At 71.2% G+C, this 15,938-nt stretch carries 14 protein-coding genes; 7 read left to right on the top strand and 7 right to left on the bottom strand.

All coding sequences use genetic code 11. The features are described 5' to 3' along the window. Window positions 1–12: 12 nt before the first annotated feature. Complete coding sequence (locus E1292_RS21720; protein ID WP_132597056.1) at window positions 13–1,146, bottom strand: aminotransferase class V-fold PLP-dependent enzyme; 1,134 nt, start codon at window positions 1,144–1,146, stop codon at window positions 13–15. 76 nt (window positions 1,147–1,222) lie between these two features. On the opposite strand from E1292_RS21720, the gene E1292_RS21715 reads away from it, so the two are divergent. Continuing rightward, window positions 1,223–1,759, top strand: a complete 537-nt coding sequence (locus E1292_RS21715; protein WP_132597055.1) for a helix-turn-helix domain-containing protein — start codon at window positions 1,223–1,225, stop codon at window positions 1,757–1,759. Between the two features lie 112 nt (window positions 1,760–1,871). After that, window positions 1,872–3,464, top strand: coding sequence for a serine/threonine protein kinase (locus E1292_RS53930; RefSeq protein WP_132597054.1), 1,593 nt, complete (start codon window positions 1,872–1,874; stop codon window positions 3,462–3,464). Between the two features lie 8 nt (window positions 3,465–3,472). Here E1292_RS53930 and E1292_RS21705 read toward each other — a convergent pair whose 3' ends face one another. The 6 genes from E1292_RS21705 to E1292_RS21680 all read right to left on the bottom strand — a co-directional run bounded on the left by E1292_RS21705 (window position 3,473) and on the right by E1292_RS21680 (window position 9,805). Beyond that, a complete protein-coding gene (locus E1292_RS21705) occupies window positions 3,473–4,009 on the bottom strand; it encodes a GNAT family N-acetyltransferase (protein WP_132597053.1) in 537 nt (178 codons plus the stop codon). Window positions 4,010–4,078: 69 nt separating this feature from the next. Then, window positions 4,079–4,801: a VIT1/CCC1 transporter family protein gene (locus E1292_RS21700; RefSeq protein ID WP_132597052.1), complete on the bottom strand. Its 723-nt coding sequence runs from the start codon at window positions 4,799–4,801 to the stop codon at window positions 4,079–4,081. Window positions 4,802–4,980: 179 nt separating this feature from the next. Further along, a complete protein-coding gene (locus E1292_RS21695; protein ID WP_220446986.1) occupies window positions 4,981–5,973 on the bottom strand; it encodes an endonuclease/exonuclease/phosphatase family protein in 993 nt (330 codons plus the stop codon). Window positions 5,974–6,023: 50 nt separating this feature from the next. Beyond that, window positions 6,024–7,823: a metallophosphoesterase family protein gene (locus E1292_RS21690; RefSeq protein ID WP_132597051.1), complete on the bottom strand. Its 1,800-nt coding sequence runs from the start codon at window positions 7,821–7,823 to the stop codon at window positions 6,024–6,026. 11 nt (window positions 7,824–7,834) lie between these two features. Then, window positions 7,835–8,878 carry an endonuclease/exonuclease/phosphatase family protein gene (locus E1292_RS21685; RefSeq protein ID WP_132597050.1) on the bottom strand — a complete coding sequence of 348 codons (1,044 nt, stop codon included), beginning with the start codon at window positions 8,876–8,878 and terminating at the stop codon, window positions 7,835–7,837. 153 nt (window positions 8,879–9,031) lie between these two features. Continuing rightward, window positions 9,032–9,805: a GntR family transcriptional regulator gene (locus E1292_RS21680; protein ID WP_165974664.1), complete on the bottom strand. Its 774-nt coding sequence runs from the start codon at window positions 9,803–9,805 to the stop codon at window positions 9,032–9,034. 121 nt (window positions 9,806–9,926) lie between these two features. On the opposite strand from E1292_RS21680, the gene E1292_RS21675 reads away from it, so the two are divergent. From E1292_RS21675 to E1292_RS53925, 5 genes are read left to right on the top strand one after another with little or no spacing between them, the layout of a single operon-like run. Beyond that, window positions 9,927–11,219 (top strand): ABC transporter substrate-binding protein, encoded by a 1,293-nt coding sequence (locus E1292_RS21675; RefSeq protein ID WP_165974663.1) that lies wholly within the window; start codon window positions 9,927–9,929, stop codon window positions 11,217–11,219. Continuing rightward, on the top strand, window positions 11,198–12,187 hold the full coding sequence (locus tag E1292_RS21670) for a carbohydrate ABC transporter permease (RefSeq protein ID WP_246090254.1): 990 nt from the start codon (window positions 11,198–11,200) through the stop codon (window positions 12,185–12,187). The genes E1292_RS21675 and E1292_RS21670 overlap by 22 nt, the downstream gene beginning before the upstream one ends. Further along, window positions 12,184–13,014: a carbohydrate ABC transporter permease gene (locus E1292_RS21665; protein ID WP_132597047.1), complete on the top strand. Its 831-nt coding sequence runs from the start codon at window positions 12,184–12,186 to the stop codon at window positions 13,012–13,014. The genes E1292_RS21670 and E1292_RS21665 overlap by 4 nt, the downstream gene beginning before the upstream one ends. Then, complete coding sequence (locus E1292_RS21660) at window positions 13,011–13,955, top strand: N-acetylglucosamine kinase (RefSeq protein WP_132597046.1); 945 nt, start codon at window positions 13,011–13,013, stop codon at window positions 13,953–13,955. Before E1292_RS21665 ends, E1292_RS21660 begins: the two co-directional genes overlap by 4 nt. Then, window positions 13,952–15,928, top strand: coding sequence for an SIS domain-containing protein (locus tag E1292_RS53925; protein ID WP_246090253.1), 1,977 nt, complete (start codon window positions 13,952–13,954; stop codon window positions 15,926–15,928). Before E1292_RS21660 ends, E1292_RS53925 begins: the two co-directional genes overlap by 4 nt. The last annotated feature ends 10 nt before the right edge of the window (window positions 15,929–15,938 follow it).

Here is a 15,938-nt window from a genome sequence, read left to right as displayed (position 1 = left end):
TTTCGGGGGTGATCAGGCCCGGCGGCAGGCGCTGATGGCTTCGACGGCCGCGTCCACGTCGGACCGGTCGTTGTAGTAGTGAAAGGACAGCCGCAGCAGGTCGCCCCGCGGCGCGGTCCAGATGCGGCGCTCGGCCAGCCGGGCCGCCAGCCGGGCCGGGTCGTCGTCGGCGATGGCCACCTGCGGGCCGCGTGCTCCCGCCGGGCTCGCCACGCGCTCGCCGGCCGCTGACAGCCGCTCCGCCAGCTCCTCGACCAGGGCGGACACGTGCTCCTCCACGGCGTCCATGCCGACCCGTTCGACGAGGTCGAATCCGGCGTTGGCCGCGTAGGCGGACGGGATGGGCGGCGTGCCGGTCTCGAAGCGCCGGGCGTCGGCGGGGAAGTCGAGCAGCCGGGGGTCGAAGGCGAACGGGTCGGTGCGGCCGAACCAGCCGGTGAGCTCGGGCTCGCGCTGCTGCTCCATGCCGCCGCGTACGTAGAGGAACGCGATGCCGGGCAGGCCGAGCAGGTATTTGAGCGACCCGGCCGCCAGGTAGTCGCAGCCGAGCCGTTTCACGTCGATCGGGGTGACGCCGGCGCCCTGGTAGGCGTCCACGAACACGCGCGCGCCCTGCTCGTGCGCCAGGCGGACGACGTCCTCGACCGGGAGGCGGGCGCCGTTGCGGTAGGTGTGCAGCGGCACCGACACCAGGTTGACGGTCTCGTCGACGACCTGCTCGTACGCCTCGGCCGCGACGTTCTCTCCGGTGTCGGCGGCCACCTTGACCGTGGCGCCGCGCCCGCGCTGGGCCAGCCACACGTGCGCGATGGACGGGAACTCGAGGTCGTTGGTGACGAGGCCGGGACGGCGCGACCAGTCGAGCGACGACGCGGCCTGGAAGGCGGCCTCCGAGGCGCACGACAGCACGGCCACCTCGTCGGGCTCGGCGCCGATGAGCCGGGCGAACCGCTGCCTGGCGCGACCGACCTCCGCCATCCACACCTCCCAGGGGGCGCCTCTGTCGCGCAGCGTATGGCCGATCTCCTGGAGCGCGTACGAGAGCCGCGACGACAGGGCGCCCTGGCTGCAGCTCGCCAGGTGCACGGAGTCGGTCAGGGAGGGAAACTCGGCCCGGAACTGAGTGGCGTTCAGCAGATGCGACATTTCGGGCACCTTATCCGGACCGATTTAACCAGGTCAATATCTCTTCAACGGCATTAACGCCCGGTAGGATCTGCGCGTGATTGGCGCCAGGATCCGTGAGCTCCGCACCGGACGCGGGCTGACCCTCGCCCAGCTGGCCGCGGAGGCTGGCGTGTCGAGCGGGCTGATCAGCCAGGTCGAGCGCGACCTGGCCGACCCCAGCCTGGAAACGCTCAGGAAGATCGCGAAGGTGCTCGACCTGCCGCTGTTCAGCCTGTTCCAGGAGCCCGACGCGGCCGCCGTGGCCGTGGTCAGGCGCGACGGGCGGATGCTGGTCAGGTCGCCCGCGGGCGGGATCACCTACACCCGCGTGTCGCCCGGGCACGGGCGGCTGGAGGTGCTGGAAGGGCACCTGCTGCCCGGCGGATCGTCGGCCGCCGAGCCGTGGTCGCACCCGTCCGAGGAGTGCGTGCTCGTGCTGCGGGGACGGCTCGTCGTCGAGGTGTCCGGGGCCGAGCACGTGCTGGAGGCGGGGGACAGCTGCTACTTCGACTCGTCGCTGCCGCACCGCTATCTCAACACCGGGGACGAGCCGGTCGACTTCGTGATCGTCGCCACTCCGCCCAGCTACTGAGCCGGCGCGACCGCAGGCGAGCGCGTCGATCACGTAACACGCCCACGCGTCGGGATTTATCCCGTTAAGGTGCATGAGTTCCGTCCCAGCCGCCACAGGAGTCATCCCCCTCATGCCGAACGCAGAGCCGCTGCGCCCAGACGATCCTGAGGCGATCGCGGCCTACCGGCTCGTCGGGCGGCTCGGGGAGGGCGGCCAGGGCACCGTCTACCTCGGACAGGCCCCCGACGGCCGGCCGGTGGCCGTCAAGGTGCTGCGCCAGCCCGTCGCCGGGGGCAACGGCTTCGCCAAGGAGATCGCCGCGGCCCGGCGCGTGGAGCCGTTCTGCATCGCGCAGGTGCTCGACGCCTCGATGAGCGGGCGTCCGTACATCGTCAGCGAGTACGTCGAAGGCCCGTCCCTGCAGGAGGCGGGCCCCCATCGCGGCGCCGATCTGCAGCGCCTGGCCGTCAGCACGGCCACGGCGCTGGCCGCCATCCACGAGGCGGGGGTCGTGCACCGCGACTTCAAGCCCTCCAACGTGCTGCTCGGACGGGACGGGCCGCGCGTCGTCGACTTCGGCATCGCCCGCCTCGCCGACTCCGCGGTCACCGTGACCAGCAGCGTGGTCGGGACGCCCGCGTACATGGCCCCCGAGCAGCTCGCGGGCGCGTACGTCGGCCCGGCGGCGGACGTCTTCGCCTGGGCGTCGGTCATGGTGTTCGCGGGGACGGGCACGCCGCCGTTCGGCGAGGACTCGCTGCCCGCGGTCATCAACCGGGTGCTCAACCAGGAACCGTTCCTGGGCGACCTGCCGGAGCCGCTGCGCCACGTCGTGTACGCCTGCCTGGCCAAGGACCCGGCCGCCCGGCCGCGGATGCGGGACGTCCTGCTGCGCATGCTCGGCGGATCACGGCCCCACCCGGCCGGGACGCCACCGGAGGCCGCCCAAGTCCCCCGGCCAGGCACGCCCGGTCACCCGCACCCCGCGGTGGGCGGCGAGCCGCATGGCACCCTTCCGCCGCGCCGCACGAGAGCGCGGGTGCCGCTGATCGCCGCCGTCTCCGGGGCGGTCGCCGTGTGCCTGGCGGCCGGCGTCGTCGTGTGGAACGCCTCGGCGGACGGGAGTCCCGCCCCGTCGGTGCTGGCCGCCGGCTCCAGCGAGCCGTCCCCCTCCGCCACCACCACGCCCCGGCGCGAGAGGACCGCCCCGCCCAGGAAGAAGACGCGTACGGCGTCGGCCGTTCCCGAGACCACGCGCTCGCGACCCGTCACGCAGCCGTCACGGGAGCGCACCGCCGCGCGGCGAACGCCCACGAGCACCCCGGAGCCGACGAGGAGGCCGGCGACCAGGAAGCCGGTGACCAGGCGGCCGTCGCCCACCGCGAGCAAGAAGAGCACGAAGGCCGCCTCGTTCAGCCTCGCCTACGTCCGGGTCGCCGGCGCGTCCAAGATCAACAGCGCGGGCGTCACCTGTTACACGGGCTCGCTGGGCTTCGGCGTCGGGCTGGACGCGTCCGAGATGGGCGCCCCGTTCTCCTACCGGTGGCTGGTCGACGGCCAGGTGATCGAGAGCGGGTCGAGGCGGATCCCGTCCCACGCCCGGTCCGACTATTTCGGCTCGAAGGAGCAGATCAGCCCCGACCTCGGCACCGAGCACACGGTCGTCTTCCAGCTCACCTCGCCGGTGCGGAAGAGCCGGTCCACCTCGTGGACCATGTGCTGAACGCGGCGTCAGCCGAGCTTCTTCGTCAGGGTCTCGAACGCCAGGTCGTCACGCATGGGCACGCCGAACCGCTCATCGCCGTACGGGAAGGGCGTCACCTCGCCGGTGCGGACGTAGCCGCGGCGCACGTACCAGGCGATGAGGTCCTCGCGCTGGACGATCACCGTCATCCGCAGCTCGCCGGCCCCCCACTCGTCGCGGGCGAGCCGCTCGGCCTCGGCGAGCAGCGCCCGCCCCGTGCCCGCGCCCTGCAGGTCGGGCGCGACGGCGAACGTCCCGAAGTAGGCGTGGCTGTCATGGCGCTCGACCTGGCAGCAGCCCACCATGACGCCACCGGCCTCGGCGACGATCACGGTCGTGGCCGGATCGTCGATCATCTCGGTCACCATCGCCGCGTCGACGCGCTGCCCCTGGAGGAGATCCGCCTCACCGGTCCACCCGTTGCGGCTCCTCTCTCCCCGGTACGCCGACTGCACCAGGTCGACCAGCGCGGGGACGTCGGAACGGCGGGCGGGACGGAACGTGTGCTCACGGGGGCTGCTCATGCTCATTCTCCAGGGACGTGTCCGGTGGCCATGGAAGACCGTGGCATACGATCCGCGCGGTGGCCGCCATCAGGAGACGGCTACGCCGAGCAGGTGTCCCAGTCCGAAGGTGACGGACGCCGCCCCCACACCCAGCACCAGCTGGCGCAGCCCGCCCAGCCACCACGGCCGCGCCGTCATCCGCGCCACCGTGGCCCCGAATCCGAACAGTCCCAGCACGCTCATCACCAGGGCCACCGCCAGCCCTGACGCTCCGAAGAGGAAGGGCGCCAGCGGCACCAGCGCCCCCGCGGCGAACGCGCAGAACGAGGACCCCGCCGCCACGTACGGCGAGGGCAGGTCGTCGGGGTCCACGCCCAGCTCTTCGCGGACGTGGACCCGCAGCGCCTGCTCGGGATCGGCGGACAGCCCCTGGGCCACCCGGTGCGCCAGCGCGGGGTCGAGCCCCCGCGCCTGGTAGAGGGCCGCCAGCTCAGCCAGCTCGCCCTCGGGGTTCCTGGCCAGCTCGCGCCGCTCGACGGCGATCTCCGCCCGCATCAGCTCGGTCTGGGACTTCACGGACGTGTACTCGCCGGCCGCCATGGAACACGCGCCGGCGACGAGACCGGCGAACCCCGCGAGTACCGCGCCGCGCCCGGCGCCCGCCGCGCCGACGACGCCGGCGATCAACGCGAAATTGGACACGAGCCCATCCATCGCCCCGAACACGGCCGGACGCAGCCAGCCGCCGGTCACGTCCCGGTGGCTGTGATGCTTCTCGGGCGAGTACGGCCGGGTGAGCTCGATGGTCATGCAGTTCCTCCGCTTTCGGGTGCCTTATCCCGAAATGTAGGCATATGCCGCCAAGATCCGCAACGAAGGAAAGCCTTCCCTGACCAGGCATTTCGCATGAAACAGCTCGGCGGGCGTAGTGCAGGGGTGCTCACCGGCGTCCGCAGGTCGCGCGGCCGTGGTGGAGCATCCCGGCGTGATCAGCCGGCGGTGACGGTGACGGTGCCGAAGAGGATGCGGTGATCCGAGCAGGACCCCGCGGGGTACTTCTCGGTGGCCGGGATCCCCGTGCAGGACGTGGAGATGCCGAGGGAGTCCCCCATGTAGGGGCCGGCGATCCGGTCCTGGCGTACGAAGATCATGTCGATCTTCGCCCGGGGCTGGACGGCGGCACACGGCGGGGCCGGTGACGGTGTCCCCGTCGCCGTCCACTCGCCGTATCCCGGGCAGTGGCCGAGGTCATTGTCGTCCAATTCTCGATAATGTCCGGTGTTTCCGCTGTTGTGGGCTGTGTCCAGCGTGCTGGAGTACCAGGTGTTGAGCCTGCCGTAATGTGGTTGCGCGTTGAAGTCGCCCGCGATGATCACGGTGTCGCCCTCCGCGCCGTAGCCTTCGAGCCGGTCGAGCACGAAGGTCAGCTGGTTGACGTTGTGTTTCTGCCCGTTGTCGCCGATCGCGTTGCTCGGGGTGATGTGGGTCGTGCAGAAGCGCACCCTGGGTGCGTCGAGCAGGTGGCCGCACAGGAGGTTCCGCTGCTCCCGGCTGCCGTCGGACGGAAGGGTGAACCGGCTCGCCGGGCCCAGCGGCCGCTTGCTGAAGATGGCGTTGCCGTAGTTCTCGTTCCCGTCGCACACGCCGGGTGTGGGTCCGAGAATCGTGGCGAAACGGGAGTAGTTGGTCGGATCGGCGGGCCAGCCTCCCGACCGGAGCTCGGCCTGGATCGATCTGTACTGTCCCCAGCACAGCTCGTTGAACGCGACGAGATCAGCGTCGCGGTTGAGGATCGAGGCCACAGCCCCGGCGACCATTCCGTCGCTCGTCGAGCCGTGGTGCATCTTGTTGCCGGCCACGTTCCAGTGCCAGACGGTGTAGGCGGCCGTGGCCGTCGCGGACGCCGGAGGGCTCGGCAGGGTCGTGGCCAGGACGGCGATCAGCGCCGTCAGGCACGCCGCCGTCCGTTCGAGGTGACGCACGGTGACTCCTATGAGGGATAGGGATCTTCGGGAAACGTGGTGGGCCCGGCTCAGCGCGCGGGCGTCCCGTCGGCGCCGACGTCGATCACCACGTGGTCGGAGTAGGTCCGCCGCTCGGTACGGAGCACCGTCAGCGTGTCGTCCATGACCGGGAAGACATGGACGGGTGTCAGGGTGATCCGCGCCTTCCGGCCGCTCTTTCCCCGAACCCGGTCGACGTCGATCTCGAGGTGACCGTAGTGCTTGCCGCCCGAAAGCAGCCGCGGCGTCCCGCCGACGACGTCCCACACCTCGGGCTCGCCCTGGTCAGCCGTCCACCGGCTGAAGGCGTTGTACGCCAGGGGCGGGCTGTCGAGCGTGGGGCCGTCCCGGCGCACGCCCCGCAGGCCGTCGCCCGACACACCCACGTCGTAGTAGTGCACACCGGTGCCGTCGCCGTCCGTGTCGACGAAACTCCGCTCGAACATCTCGCTGTGGCCGGAGACGACGGCGGTCACCCCGTACCGTTCGAACAGGGGATGGTAGACGCGCATCGGGGTGCCGCCCTGGCCCGAGGTCAGCGCGTGGTTCATGGGCAGGCCGTGCTCCCCGCTGCTGTAGGGGGCGTGGTGGAACTGCACGAGCACGATCTGACCTGCGGCTCTGGCATCGCGGAGCTGCTGCTCCACCCACGTCCATTGCCGGCCGCCAGGGCTGTGGTCCGACAGGTCACGGCCGCCGGCCGCCTCGTACTCCGGACGCGTGAAGTTCTCCTGGGTGTCGGTGCCCGGCCCGGTGTACTCGCGACCGGTCAGCTTCTCCTCGGGCGGGTAGCTCGCCGCGCTGTCATCCGGTTCGCCGTTGTTGCTGTCGATCGTCAGCACGGTGACCGGCCCGTAGTCGATGCGGTGGTAGTTGTCGCGGTGCTCCGGCGTTCCGTTGCCCGGCGCGTCGAAGTAGGCGTGGAACTTGGCGCGCGATCGTACGACCGGCGTCCGGTCCTCCGGCGTGCCGTACCCGCCGTTGATCGCCCCGTAGCTCTCCCAGTTCCCGAACGCGGGGATGATGGGCACGTCGGTCAGCAGGTCGCCGGAGGCGCCGGCGGTGTGACGGAAGAACTCGTCCCAGCCGGGCTGGTAGCCGCCGCCCTGGACGAGGTCTCCGGTGAAGAGCACCGCGTCGGGCGATCTGTCGCGCACGACCGCGAGGTTGCGGCGCAGGCCCTCGTCCTCGGTGAGCGGATAGCGCAGGACGCGCGTCCCGGACAGGACCGTGGTGCCGTACGTTCGATCCCAGAGCGAACCCGGATCGGCCGAGGGCCGGCCGGCGGCGCCGGCGCCCGGCGCCCACTCCCGGCGCTGAACGCGCCCGCGTGGCTCGGTCTCGGAGTCGGACATGGCGATCAACCTGATGTGCTGCCAGCGGTCGGCGGCCGGGGCGGTGCGGAAGCGGCCGCGGAAGGTCTCCCCGCCCTGTTCCACCGTGTAGTGGTACTGGGCGCCCGGTCGCAGGCCGCTCACCTGCGTGGAGTGCTTGTAGTTGTCCGGCCCTTCGAGCCATGATCCCTGCTCCAGCCCGGGGATCTCCTGGGTGAGCTCGGCGGTCGTGTAGGCCAGGTCCGGCTGTAGCTCGCCGGCGACCCGCGCGATCTGGCGGCCCCGGGGGCCCGGGCCGCGGACGGTCAACCGGCCTGGCCCGCCGTCCTCGGTGAACCAGGTGATGGTGATGCCCGAGGAACTCGGGCTCTGCAGATACGGAAGGATGCGGAAGTCCGCCTGCCGGGTGGCCGCCGTGGCCTGACCTGACAGGGTCCCCGCCGGAAGGAGGGCCGCGGTCAGCGCCGCGGCGCACAGTCTCGTTCGCCTGCGCATGTGCGGACCCTTCAGTGCTTCAGCGCGACGTCGCCGACGACGATGCGGTGGTCGGAGTACGGCGTCGAGACGACCCAGCCGGACGTGGGGCCCACCTTGAAATGACGGCGATCGACGAAGATGTAGTCGATCTTCCGGTTGCTCTGGTAGGACCGGTGGTAGTCGTCGGGCAGACCTTCGGCGCCCATGGTCCACTCGCCCTGGCGGTGCGGGCACGCCTCCGTCCCGAGGTGCCATCGCCTGATGTTGCCGCGCCAGCGCGGGTCCGCTCCGTCGACCTCGTTGAACACCCCCGTCCCGCCGCACTTGGCGTAGAAGTGGGTGAGCGAGGGCAGGAACGGCAACTCGTTCAGGTCGCCGAGCAGGGCGACCGGCATCCGGGCGGCCATCGGCGTGATGGTGTCGGCGATCAGCTTCGACTGGGCGTAGTTGATGGAGCGGCCGTAATAGGGGTCGCCGGCGATGTCCGGGTCGTCGGGGAAGGAGCCCTCGTCGATGATGACCAGGGGCACCTCGGTATGGGTCACGCACGCGCGCACGGCCACCGCGCGGGGCACGTGGACGTCACCGCAGACGAGCTTGCGGAACCGCTGGCGATAGTGGTAGCCGAGGTCCAGGTACGGCGTGTCACCGAACATCACCCGGTCGGACGGGTGCTTGCTCAGCAGTCCCATGACGTACCAGCCGCCGGGGTTGACGTCCGCGTCGTGGCAGTTGGGGATGTCGTAGTTCGTCACGACGACCTGCTCGGTGAGACCGCCGTACCCCGGCTTCGCCTTCAGCCGGTCCCGCAGCGCGACCCACTGCGTGTAGCACATCTCGTTGAGCGAGATGATCTCGGCGCCCTGCTCGTAGATCTTCGTCACGGCGTCGTCGACCGGGGCGCCCGTGTTCCCGCCGTTGAAGCCGTTTCCGGCGAAGTTGAAGTCCAGCATCCGGATCCTTAGCTCGGCCTGCCCGGCCGGAGCGCCGCCCGGCGGCTCCGCGGCGGCGACGGCGGGCGTCGCCAGGAGTAATGCGGCCGCTGCCACGACCGCGGTGACTCCGAATCTCATGGTGCGTCTCCCTGGGGGTGAGTCTCCGCCCAGACATTCCTGTCTAGACCAGTATTCGGCGGAAACGTAACACCGCGTGGAGGGAGTGACAAGGGGGAGACGCGTGCAGGGGAGGGGCCTGGCAGCTCGCGGTGAGGGTCCGCCGGGCCGGGGTCAGTCGACGGCCGGGGGCCGGCTGACGTGCATCTGGATGACGTAGCGATCGCCGCGGTACAGCGAGCGGCCGAACTCGACCACGTTGCCCATGGTGTCCACGGCGACCCGTTCCACGAGGAACGCCGGATCATAGTCCGGCACCTCCAGCCGTCTGGCCTCCGACCGGCTCAGCCGGGCGATGGAGACGGTTTGCTCCGCGGTCTCCAGCCGCACGCCGAACAGGCGTCCAAGGAGCTCGAAGAGCGAGTCGTCCCGCCCCATCTCGGCGAGCAGACCCGGGAACCGCGCGGCGGACAGGTTCGTGCGCTCCAGCGCCATGGGGACGCCGTCAGCGGTCCGCACCCGCTCGATGGAGTGGACCGGATCGCCGGAGGCGAGGCCGAGGCGGGCCGCGATGTCGCGCGGCGCGGGCCGGGTGCGGCCCCGGTAGCTCTTGGCGCCGGGAACCATCCCGCGCATCCGCATGTCCTCGCTGAAGGAGCGGAAGTTCTCCGAGTGCGTGAGGGTGGGCTGCTGCACGAACGTGCCCCGCCCCGCGACGCGCCTGACCAGCCCGCGCGCCTCCAGGTCGTTGATCGCTCCGCGGACCGTCATCCTGGCCACGCCGAACCGCTCGGCGAGGACGCGTTCGGAGGGGAGCAGGGCGCCGTCGCGCATGTCGAGCACCAGGGCGGTGAGGACGTCCTGGATGTGCTTGCCCTTCGGGCTTCCCTCGCCCGCCGAGAACACCTCTGGTGCGACATCACGCGGTTCGTGTCGCGGCCTCGCCACCGCCGGCTCCCTCCCAGTCCTGTCGGCGCACCATCTTATGGCCTCCCGCCTGTTGACTTACGGTCTATACCAGTATTACCTTCCAGTCCATCGCATGAGCGCCCGATATGGAGAAATGCGTATGTTTCGTACACGGCGCGGCTTGCTCGCGGCGGCCGGGGTGCTGGCCATGGCTCTGTCGGCCTGCGCCCCGAGCGCCCCCGAGGGGCAGACGAGCTCCGGCACCACCTCCGAACAGGTCACTCTCGACGTCTGGGGATGGCGGCAGGAGGACGTCGCCGCCTACGAGAAGATCTTCAAGATCTACGAAGACGCCCATCCGGGCGTGAAGGTGAAGTACGTGCCCTACAAGGCCGACGAGTACGACACGATCCTGCGGACGGGGCTCAGCGACGCCAACGGCCCCGACGTCGCCCAGCTGCGCTCGTACGGGTTGCTCCAGCCGCTCGTCGCCGCCAAGAGTCTGGTCCCCCTGGACGGCCAGGTCCAGGAGCTGGCCGGCTTCCCCGAGCCGGTCCTGGACGGCGCCCGCGGCGAGCGCGACAAGCGGGTGTACGGCGTGCCGTTCGCCATCCAGACCCTGCACGTCATCTACGACAAGGCCCTCTTCGGCAAGCACGGGCTGACCCCGCCGAAGACCTGGGACGAGATGATCGCGGCCTTCGACAAGCTGGCGGCGGCCGACCTCGTCCCCCTCGCGACGACGGTGACCGACACGTGGATGCTCCCCATCCAGCAGGAGATCTTCGGCGCGACGACCTACGGCGGCCACGACTACCTCGGCAGGATGCTGGCCGGCCAGGCCAAGTTCACCGACCGGCCCTGGGTCGACTCGCTGACGAGGTGGAAGAGCACGAGCAAGTACTGGCCCGAGCAGTACGAGGGCGTGAGCTACGTTGACGCCCAGGCGCTGTTCACCTCCGGGCGGGCGGCGATGTTCCCCGGCGGGGTCTGGGAGCTGGCGGTCTTCGGGAAATCCAACCCGGAACTCGAGCTCGGCATCTTCAACGTCCCGCCACCGCCGGGCGCGGCGGCCACCCAGACGCTCGTCCCCGGCTACGTCGACGGCTCGTTCGGTGTCTCGGCCAAGTCGCCCGACCAGAAGGCAGCCATGGACCTGGTGCGCTGGATGGCCTCCCCCGAGTTCGGCCAGGCGTTCTCCACCGAGCTCCGGCAGATCTCGGCGGTGCCTGGCGTGCGGCCCCAGGACCCGCTGCTCGCGCAGGCGCTGGCCGCCTACCAGGCCGATCCCAGCCCGTACGTCACCTACGCGTACTTCTCCGGCGGCTCGCCGACCGCCTGGGACCTGGCCTCGGAGGCGTTCTCGACGTTCGTCGCCGGGCGCTCCGGCGCCGAGGACGCCGCCGAACACATTCAGCAAGGTGTGGATCAGTGGTTCAGGCCGACCCAGTGACCGCCGGGCGCCTCGGGCCGGCGCGCTACCGTGCCGGCTACCGGGCCGGCTACCGGGCCGGCTACCGGGCCGGCCGCACCTCCCCGGCCTGGATCGCGGCGTTCTGCCTGCCGGCCCTCGTGCTCTACGGCGTGTTCGTCGTCGTCCCGCTGGTCACGGCCTTGTACTACGGCCTGTTCCGGTGGGAGGGCATCCGCCGGGGGGAGTTCGCCGGGCTCGGCAACTATCTCGAGGTGCTGACCAGGTATCCGCTCAACCAGGAGATTCCCGCCGCGCTCTGGCACAACGTGCTGTTCTTCGCCGGCACGATGGCCATCCAGAACACCGTCGGCCTCGGGCTCGCGGTGCTGCTGTATCGCAACCCCCGCGGCAAGCGCTTCCTCCAGACGATCTTCTCCCTGCCGTACCTCATCAGCCCGCTGATCGTCGGATACGTCTGGTCACTGCTGCTGAGCCCCACGTTCGGGCCGATCAACTTCCTGCTGCGGGCGGCCGGCCTGGAATCGTGGGCCCGGCCATGGCTGGGCGCTCCCGACACGGCGCTTCCCGTCCTGGTTCTGGTGAACGCCTGGCAGTGGATCGGGGGCCCGATGCTGATCTTTCTCGCCGCGCTGGGCGGCATCCCCCGGGAGCTGGAGGAGGCCGCCGCGATGGACGGCGCCTCCCCGTTCCGGGCCTTCTGGAGCGTTCGGTTCCCGCTCCTCATGCCCGCAGTCGGGGTCATCACCGTGCTGACCTTCATCGGCTGCTTCAACCTCTTCGACCTGGTCTACGCGCTCGGCGGATCGGACGGCGGCCCGGGCGGCGCGATGGACGTGCTGGGCCTGCTCTACTACCGCACGGCCTTCGAGGGCGGCACGAACGCGATCGGGGAGTCCTCCGCGCTCGCCATCATGATTTTCATCCTCGTCTTCGGCGCCTCCGCGGTCCTGGAGCGCTTCCTGCGGCGCCGGGAGGTGACCTCGTGACCACGAGACGCCGAGGCGTACGGGTCCTGGTCGTCCACGCCCTGTTGTGGTCCTACGCCGCGGTCGCGTTCGGCCCGCTCCTCCTGGTGGCGATCGGCTCGTTCCGCACCAACGCCGACATCCTGCGGCAGCCGGTCGGGCTGCCGGAGTCGCTCACCCTCGACAACTACCTGCGAGCCTGGGAGACCGCGTCGATCTCCACGTACTTCGCCAACTCGCTCCTGGTCACCGTCGGGGCCGTCGCGCTGTGCGTGGCGGTGTCGGCCACGGCCGCCTACGCGCTGTCGCGCTGGCGGTTTCGCGGGCGTGCGCTCCTGGCCGCCTTCTTCCTGTCAGGGCTGATGATCCCGGCCAAGCTCGGGCTGCTCCCGGTCTTCTACATGTACCTGTCCATGGGGTTGATCGACACACGGCCCGGCTTGATGCTGCTGTACGCGGCGAGCGGCGTGCCCTTCTCGATCTTCGTGATCATGGGTTTCATGCGAGGGCTGCCCACCGGACTCGAAGAAGCCGCCCGCCTGGACGGCGCGAACGAGGGACGGCTCTTCGTGTCGATCGCCCTGCCGCTCATGCGACCGGCCCTGGCCGTGGTCACCGTCTTCCAGTTCGCGCCCACGTGGAACGACTTCTTCTACCCGCTCGTCCTGCTGCGCAGCGACGCGAAGTACACCGTTCCCGTCGGCCTGACCCGCTTCTTCGGCGAGTTCGCCACCGACCGGGCGACGCTCTTCGCCGGGCTGGTGATCGCCCTCGTGCCGCTGGCGCTGGTGTTCGCGCTCGCGACCAAGCAGATCATCGCCGGGCTGACGGCAGGTATGTCCCGTTGACGGCGGATCACAGGTCACACATCAGCATCGACGGCGGCAAGTCCGAGCTTCGCCTGCTCGTGAGCACCGGCCGGAACCGGCAGTACGGCGTCGGGCCTGGCATGTCGTACGAGCCGGGCGAGGATGGCGTCGCCCGGATCCTCGGCAGCGTCCGGGCCGCCGCCGAGGCGGTCCGTCTGCCGGCGGACCCGGCCGGTGTGGCCGCCGGCCTCACCGGCGTCCCCGGCGACCCGGCGGCGAGGCGCCGGCTGGTCTACCTCCTCGAGGAGTTCTTCGCATGCCCGGCTCTCGTCGTGGAGGACAGCCTGCTCGCCCACGCCGGGGCCCTGGAGGGCGCGGGCACGGTGTTGTGCGTGGGCACCGGGACCACCGTTCTCGCGATCGGCGACTCCGGGCACAGCGTCAGGATCGACGGCTGGGGGCCGCTGCTGGGAGACCGCGGCAGCGCCCACGCCATCGGCCTGGCCGGGCTGCGCGCCGCCACGGCGGCGTACGACGGCGTGGGGCCGGCGACCGAGCTGGCCGACCGGCTCGTGGAGGAACTGGGCGGCACGGATCTGGCCGGCCTGCAGCGCTTCTACCGGGACGCCGCGCTGGTCGCGCGGACCGCCGCCTTCGCGCGTGCCGTCCTGGAGGCCGCGGAACACGACGCGGTGGCCCGCGGCATCTGCGTCGAGGCGGCCGAGGCTCTCGCCGCGGCCGCCTCGGTGGCGGTGTCGCGCCTGCCGGACGCCGGCCGGCGGGTCTCCTACAGCGGGCGCCTCCTGGTTCCCGGCAACCTCCTGCACACTTCTCTGGTCGCGAGCCTGTCCGGCCGCGGGTTGGACCTGGCCGCGCCGCTCGCCACATCTCTGGAAGGTGGATTGACCTTGCTCCGCTCGCAAGAACCGTATCGAGGCCTGCTGCGGCGGCTCACCACCCAGCCGGGAGGCCAGGCGTGAGAGCCGGGCATGGCGTCGAGCGACTCGACGTCGTCGTGGGCGAGGCCATGGGCGGGTACGCCGACCGGACGGAGGGCATCACCGGCACCCTCGACCCGCTGGAGGTCCACGCCGTCACCTTCACCGACGGCGGGCACCGATTCGTGTTGATCGTCGCCGACCTCGTGTGTGTGAACACCGATGTGGTGGAGCGGATCCGGGTCGCCGTCCGCGACCTGGGCGTCGACTCCTGCTGGGTGGCGGCGACGCACACCCACGCGAGCCCGGAGGCCGGGTGCGTCCCCGGGGGCGCACCCACCCCTGCCTCGCTGGCCGAACGCCTGGTCGGAGCGTCGCTCCAGGCCGTCAGGGCCGCGCTCGCGGACGAGCGGGACGCGCGGCTCCACACGATACGGGCGAATGTCCCGAATCTGGGCGGCCGGCGCGTGCTCCCGGACCGCCACGCCGCCGACCTGCCGGTCGACGCGCTCGTCGTCTCGTCCCCCGCGGGAGAGACCGTCGGCGTCATCGTGGTCTCGCCCGTGCATCCCACGGTGCTCCCGGCGGGCAACAGCGGTGCCGGCGCGGACCTCACCGGCGGCATCCGGCGTGCCCTCCAGGCCGGTGACCGGTGGATCGTGGCGGCGACCGGCGCCGCGGGCGACATCAGCACGCGGAACACGCGGCGGGCGCGGGACCGGGCGGAGATCGATCGGCTCGGCATGCTGGTGGCCGAGCGGCTCCCCATTGCGGCGCCTCCCCCGGGCGAGCCGGGGGAGGCGTCCGTCCTCGCACCGGCTTCCGTCCGCGTCGAGCTCGCGCCCAAGCGGCCCGAGGAGTTCGCCGCCGCCAGCGCCGCGGCGGCCGACGCGCAGGGCGCCGGCGAACGCCACCGGAGCGTGGTCCACCAGGGCCGGCGAATCGCGCGTGATCTCCAGGCCCAGGGGCGCACACGACCCTACGAGATCGAGGTCCAGGCGATCCGGCTCGGCGACGTCACCCTCGTGGCCGTGCCGGGCGAGCTCTTCCTCGACCTGGGCGAGGCCGTCCGCGCGGCGTCCCCGGCGCACGGTTCACCCGTCGTCGTCCTCGGCTACACCAACGGCTACCTGGGGTACCTGCCCAGCCGTGGCACTCCGGCCACGTACGAGACCCTTGTCAGCCCGGTCGCGGAGGGCAGCGGCGAGCGCGTCGTGGCGGCCGCGGTCCATGCCGTCGAGACATCAGGAAGGAACGGACACCCCATGGGCGAATCACAGTTCGCAGCCCGCGCCGGGTCACTCGTGGACCAGGTGCTGACGACGCAGATGACCGCCATTCACCAGGCGGCCGAGCTCGTCGCCGACTCGATAGCCGCCGGCGGGGTGCTCCAGGCGTTCGCCACCGGGCACTCGCGGGCGGTCGCGCTGGAGCTCACCGGTCGCGCCGGCGGGCTGGCGGCCGTGAGCATGCTCGCGGTCAAGGACCTGGTGATGTTCGGGGGCGTGGACCCGGCGCTCATCCTGGATCCGACGTACGAGCGGACGCCCGGCCTCGCCGAGCGGATCTACACGCTGGCGCGGCCTGAACCGGCCGACGTGTTCCTGATCGTGTCGAACTCCGGCATCAACGCGGCGGTCGTCGAGATGGCGAAACTCGCGCGCGGCAACGGCCATCGGGTGATCGCGCTCACGTCCCTCGAACACACCCGCTCGTCGTTCGCGCGAAAGGCGGGGGGACCCCGCCTGGCCGATCTCGCGGACGTCGTGATCGACAACTGTGCTCCGGCCGGCGACGCCGCGGTCGAGCTCAGCCCCGGGACACGTATCGGCGCGGTCTCCTCCTTCACGGGGGTGCTCATAGCGCAGGTGCTCGCCGAGCTCGTCTGCCGGAGGCTGCTCGAACGGCGAGTCGACATCCCGGTGTTCGTCTCGGCGAACCTGGCGAGCGGCGACGACCACAACGCCGCGCTGTACGAGCGCTATCGCGAACGCGTGCGCCCGCTCGAGCCGTAGTCCCCGGTGC

Source organism: Nonomuraea deserti, from assembly GCF_004348685.1.
Taxonomy (GTDB): Bacteria; Actinomycetota; Actinomycetes; order Streptosporangiales; family Streptosporangiaceae; genus Nonomuraea; species Nonomuraea deserti.
This window is presented reverse-complemented; position numbering and strand designations above follow the sequence as displayed.